Raw genomic sequence first — 5,254 nt, 5'->3', positions numbered from 1 at the left:
GTGCGGGGGGGGCACCGGGGCGCGCCCCCCGGCGCGGGCTTGCGCGGGGGGGGTCCTCGCCCCGGCGGCGGCCCCCCCGGGGGGGGGGGGGGGGGGGGGGGCGCGGGCGGGGGGGCCCGGCCCCACCACCGGCTTCCTGCTGCCCTCGGCCGTCGACCGGCGAGCCCTGCTCGCACCGGGGCTGCGGTCCTCGGTGGCGCTGGCCTCCGTGGTGAGTGGCGTCGCCGGCGCGGTCGCGGGCTTCCTGCTGCAGGGCCTGGCCCCGCAGTCGTGGATCCTGCTGACCCTCGCGGGCTCCTGGACGGGCGTCTCGGTGGCGCTCATCACGAGCGCGGTCGGCGTCCTGGTCGAGCGGCACGACCAGTGGATGTCCCGGTACGGCCGCAGGGTCTTCGCCGCGGGGTGGCTCCTCGCCGCGGTCGCCGCCGCCGGCGTGTGGACGGCATGGACGCAGGGGCGGACGGGCTGGCTGCAAGGCCTCCTGCTCTGGTCGGGCCCGTGGGGGTGGGCGTCCCAACCGCTCCTGTGGGCGCTCGGCCTCGTGGGTACGGCGGGCGCCGTCGGCACGGTGCTGTCCGTCGGCACCCCGGTGCTCGCCCTCGCCCTCGCCTGGCGGGAACTGCCCGCGATCCCGCAAGCCGCCCTCAGACTGCGCGCGACGGTCGCCGCCCAGATCAGCACGTCCGTCCTCATGCTCGACCTCCGCCAGGCCCGCTCCGGAGTGCCGCGGCTCAAGGAGCGGAACAGCACCCCCCGGCTCCGCCTCCCCATGCCGCGGCACCGGCTGCTGCTGGTCCCGTGGCGTGACCTCACCTGCCTGCTGCGCAACCCCCGCCGCCTGGGGTGGGCCGTCGCCTGGAGCGGAATCGCCGTCGGACTGACCGCGGCGGCCCCCTCCTTCACCTCGACCGCACAGCAGATCGTCGTCGTGCTGTCCCTGGTCGCCGAATACCTGGCGGCCGCCCAACTCACCGAGCCGGCCCGGCTGGAGAGCGACGACCCGCGGCGCTCCACCAACCTGCCCTGGACGTTCAAGTCGCTCGCCCTCCAGCACTCGGCGGTGCCCGGCGGCCTCCTCCTCGCGCTCACCGGAGCCGGCGCACTGGCGTGCGCGCTCGCCGGCCGGGACACCGCAGGACTCCTCCCGCTCCTCGCCTCCGTACCCGCACTCACCGCGGCCGCGCTGGTCAGCTCCTACCGGGGCGTCGTGCCCATGCACCTGACGATCGGCGTCAACACCCCCATGGGCAACACCGGCCCCGGCCAGGTGGCGCTCTGGTACCTGCGCGGCCCGCTGGCGGTCGGCACCCTCCTGTTCCCGCTCGCCCGCTCCGCAGCCCAGGGCCACCCGTACGCCGCGACACAACTCGCCTGGACCCTGGCCGTCACCGCAGCCGCCCTCTGGTGGGTCCGGCGCACCGCCCACCGCCTCCACACCCGATAGCCCCGGCCCCACACCAGGGGCCGGCCGCCGTTGCGGACGCATCGTCGGGCGGTCCCTCCGGAGGCGGGCGCCCGTGACGCCTCATACCTGAGAGCCAGGCCGAGAACGGCTCCGCGGGGGGAGGCCGGCCGGCGGGTCCGCTCCGTAGCGTGGTGACCGAATGCACCCCGGCCGAGGAAGGCACCGTGAGCGTCCGAATTGCTGAGAGCCCCTAGGAGGTGGTCGGTGCGCGGAGCGCTGCACACCGTGAGGAAGGATCTGTTCACCCCGGCCCCGCAGCCCATGCCGCCCATGAGCGGGCCGGGACTGCTGAGGTGGCTGCCGCACGGCGCGGTCGTCGCGGTGGCGGTCTTCGCGGCCGTCTCCGCTACCGAGGACATCCCGTTGCGGCCGCTCGGGATGCTCCACGCCGCGCTCCTGGTACCGGCGCTGCGCCGGCCGCTGCCGGCCTGGTGGCTGTCGCTGGTGATGCTGCCGGTGTTCTCGTTGTACCCGCCCTTCGCGCCGTACACGGGATGGGCGTGGGCCGTGCAGGCTGGGCTGTCGTTCCTGGTCGCGCTGCGCAACCCGCCGCGGGTGACGGGCGAGACGGTGGCGCTGAGCACCGCGCTGCTGCTGGGACTGCAGCTGGCGGGCGGGCGGATCGGGCCCTGGTACTTCACGGTGATCGTGCTGGTGTTGTTCGCCCTCGTCGTGGCCGCCGCGACCGGGGTGCGCCGGACGAGGGAGGTCCGCGCCCGGCTCGCGGAGCAGGAGCGGGCCCTCGCGCAGGAGCGGGCGCACCGCACGGTCCTGGAGGAACGCGCCCGCATCGCGCGCGAGTTGCACGACGTGGTCGCCCACCACATGTCCGTCATCTCCATCCAGGCCGAGGCCGCCCCGTATCGGGTCGCGGACCCGCCCCGGGAACTGGTCGCGGCGCTGGCCGACATCCGCGCGGGTGCCCTGGAGGGACTGACCGAGCTGCGCCGCCTCCTCGGCGTGCTGCGCTCCGAGGACCGTCCCGGCGGGCGTGCTCCCGAGGCTCCGCAGCCCACCCTGGAAAGGCTCGACGACCTGCTCGCCGGGGTGCGCGCGGCCGGGCTCGACGTGCGGGCGGTGGTCTCCGGGACGCGCCGACCGCTGCCCGAGGGCGTGGAGCTGTCGGCCTACCGCATCGTGCAGGAGGCGCTCAGCAACACGCTGCGCCACGCCCCGGGCGCCGCGGCCCGCGTCGAGCTGACGTACACCGACGCCGCCCTGCGGCTGCGGATCCGCAACGGGCCCGGCACCGCGGCCGCCGAGCCCTCGCCGGGAGCCGGGCACGGCCTCCTGGGCATGCGCGAACGTGCCGTGATGCTCGGCGGGGAGTTCTCCGCCGGCACCACCCCCGACGGTGGCTACGAGGTCACCGCGCTGCTGCCGGTGCCCGCCGCCCCAGCCGTCCGGACAGACAGGGAACAGACCGCATGACGATCCGAGTGATGATCGCCGACGACCAGGCGATGGTTCGCGAGGCCTTCTCGGTGCTCCTCGGCGCCCAGCCCGGCATCGAGGTGATCGCGACCGCCGTGGACGGCCTGGACGCGGTGGCCAAGGCCGAGGAGATCCGCCCCGACGTGATCGTGATGGACATCCGGATGCCCGGACTGAACGGCATCGAGGCCACCCGCCGGATCACCGGGCAGGCCGGCCTGTCGACCAGGATCCTCGTCCTGACCACCTTCGACCTCGACGAGTATGTGTACGAGGCGCTGCGGGCCGGCGCCGGCGGGTTCCTCCTCAAGGACGCCTCCGGGGTCCAACTGGCCGAGGCGGTAAGCGTCGTGGCCGCCGGGGACGCGCTGCTGTCGCCCGGACTCACCAAGCGGCTCATCACGGAGTTCGCCCGGCTGGGCGGCTCGGCGAAACCGCCCGCCCAGGTGCGGATCGACGTCCTCACCAACCGCGAGACCGAGGTGCTCACGCTGGTCGCCCGGGGCCTGTCCAACGCGGAGATCGCCGCCGAACTCGTCGTCGCCGAGCAGACCGTCAAGACGCACATGGGCAGCATCCTGCAGAAGCTGCAGCTGCGGGACCGCACCCAGGCCGCAGTCCTCGCCTACGAGACGGGACTGGTCGTTCCCGGCCGCACCGATCTGTGATCCCGCGGTAGTGCGGCGGCACTGGCCCGGATGTCTCCCCCCGACCCCCTACCTGAGAGCTGCTCCGGAGAATGGCTCCGCGGTGTGAGGCCCGTGCGGGTGTTGGATTCCTAGCGTTCTTGTATGAGCCGGTCCTCGCCGCCCCCGTGTGGGGTTCCGAGGACCTCGCGGCTCCCGACAAGTTCCGCGGGCGGCGGCGACCGCCCCGCGCACCATCGCAGGAGTACAGCCATGACCACACCCCGAAGCTCCGCCGCCTCGCCCGCCCGGCCCGGACGGCCCGTCCGGATCCTGCGGGCCGCCTCCGCCGTCCTGGCGTCGTTCCTCGCGTTCCTGACCGTCGCCATCGTGCTCGGCGCGTACGTCCCCTCGATACCCAAGGCGGGCGTGATCGGGCCGGTCCTGGGCGGGCAGTACCCGTTCCACACGGCCCTGCTGGCCCTCGTCGCCGCCGGCCTCGCCGCGCTGGCCTGGCGGGCCGGCCTGGTGCGCTGGGGACGCGTGGTCACCGGCGTCTCGACGCTGTGCACCGTGGGCGCGCTGGTCATCGGCGGCATCCAGTTCCAGGCCGCCAGGGAGGCCGGCGTCGACATCTCGCTGGGCCAGGTGTTCACCGAACTCTCCTACCCCGCGGCGAAGCCGGACGCGACCGAGACGTTCGCGAGCCCCGAGGGCGAGCCCCTGCGGGTGGACGCGTACCTGCCCGCGAAGGCCCCGGGCAAGCGGACCCCGGCTGTCGTGCTCGCCCACGCCGGCGGCTTCCACACCTTCGACAAGAACGACCTGCGCGGCACCGGCCGCTGGCTCGCCGACCACGGCGTCGCCGTCTTCGCCGTCGACTACCGCCTGGCCGGTCCCGACCGTCCCACCTGGGACAAGGCCCCGCAAGACCTCGTCTCCGCCATGGGCTGGGTGCAGCGCAACGCCGACGTGTACGGCGTCGACGGCGCGCGGATCTCGCTCGGCGGCATGTCGGCGGGCGGCACCCTGGCGATGAACACCGCCTACCGCCTCCAGAACGGCACCATCAAGGCCGCCGAGGGCGCCACCCCTGCGCCCCCGGCCTCCGTGATCGGCTTCTACCCCGGCACCGACGTCGCGCAGATGTGGGAGGACGACGTGGCCGGGACCCGCGAGGCGGCGCAGATGTACACCGGCGGCACCCCGCAGCAGTACCCGGACCGCTACCGCGAGGTGTCCCCGACGTCCGACGTCCGCCCCGGCCTGCCCCGCACCCTGCTCGTCGTCGGGGACCGCGACCGCAGCGCCCGCCCCGAGACCGTCACCGGCCTCGGCGACGCGCTGAGGAAGCAGGGCGTCGACGTGGAGGTGAAGGAACTGCCCTTCGCCGACCACGCGTTCGACGACGCGTACGGCAGCCTCACCTCCCAGACGAGCCGGCAGATCCTGCTCGACTTCCTCCTCGCGGACGCACGCTGACCCCGGGTCCCGGCCGGGACCTAGGGCGTGTCTGACAACGCGCGCCCGGCGGGAATTGTCAGACGCGCCCTAGCCGCTGCCGCGGCCACAGAGGGCCTGCTGGTGCCGGCCGTCGAGGCGGACAGGCAGCGCGCCACGGCTGCGGGAGACTCGCTAGTGTCCTGAGTCTCAGAAGCACTGCATAACTAGGACTTGGGGCTCGGCAAGCGGTTGAGGTAGCCGGCGAGGCGTTCGAAGATCTCGTCGG

Annotated in this window: 3 protein-coding genes and 1 pseudogene; all 4 read left to right on the top strand. The window is 74.4% G+C overall.

Translation table 11 applies throughout. The features are described from left to right. Nucleotides 1-1,444, top strand: a pseudogene (locus ACFV61_RS34195) (hypothetical protein); the annotation flags it as partial. Nucleotides 1,445-1,735: 291 nt separating this feature from the next. After that, a complete protein-coding gene (locus tag ACFV61_RS34190; protein ID WP_380495994.1) occupies nucleotides 1,736-2,896 on the top strand; it encodes a sensor histidine kinase in 1,161 nt (386 codons plus the stop codon). Next, nucleotides 2,893-3,567 (top strand): response regulator, encoded by a 675-nt coding sequence (locus tag ACFV61_RS34185; RefSeq protein WP_380495992.1) that lies wholly within the window; start codon nucleotides 2,893-2,895, stop codon nucleotides 3,565-3,567. Before ACFV61_RS34190 ends, ACFV61_RS34185 begins: the two co-directional genes overlap by 4 nt. A 231-nt stretch (nucleotides 3,568-3,798) precedes the next feature. Next, nucleotides 3,799-5,007 (top strand): alpha/beta hydrolase, encoded by a 1,209-nt coding sequence (locus tag ACFV61_RS34180; RefSeq protein ID WP_380495990.1) that lies wholly within the window; start codon nucleotides 3,799-3,801, stop codon nucleotides 5,005-5,007. Nucleotides 5,008-5,254: the final 247 nt, after the last annotated feature.

It is taken from the genome of Kitasatospora sp. NPDC059817, assembly GCF_042731835.1.
GTDB lineage: Bacteria > Actinomycetota > Actinomycetes > Streptomycetales > Streptomycetaceae > Kitasatospora.
Note: the sequence above shows the minus strand (reverse complement) of the source record. Positions and strands in the feature narration are given on the sequence as shown.

Bases quoted from the DNA above. Each gene is read 5' to 3' on its own strand.
- ACFV61_RS34190 (WP_380495994.1), top strand. From the start codon at position 1,736: ATGAGCGGGCCGGGACTGCTGAGGTGGCTGCCGCACGGCGCGGTCGTC.
- ACFV61_RS34185 (WP_380495992.1), top strand. From the start codon at position 2,893: ATGACGATCCGAGTGATGATCGCCGACGACCAGGCGATGGTTCGCGAG.
- ACFV61_RS34180 (WP_380495990.1), top strand. From the start codon at position 3,799: ATGACCACACCCCGAAGCTCCGCCGCCTCGCCCGCCCGGCCCGGACGG.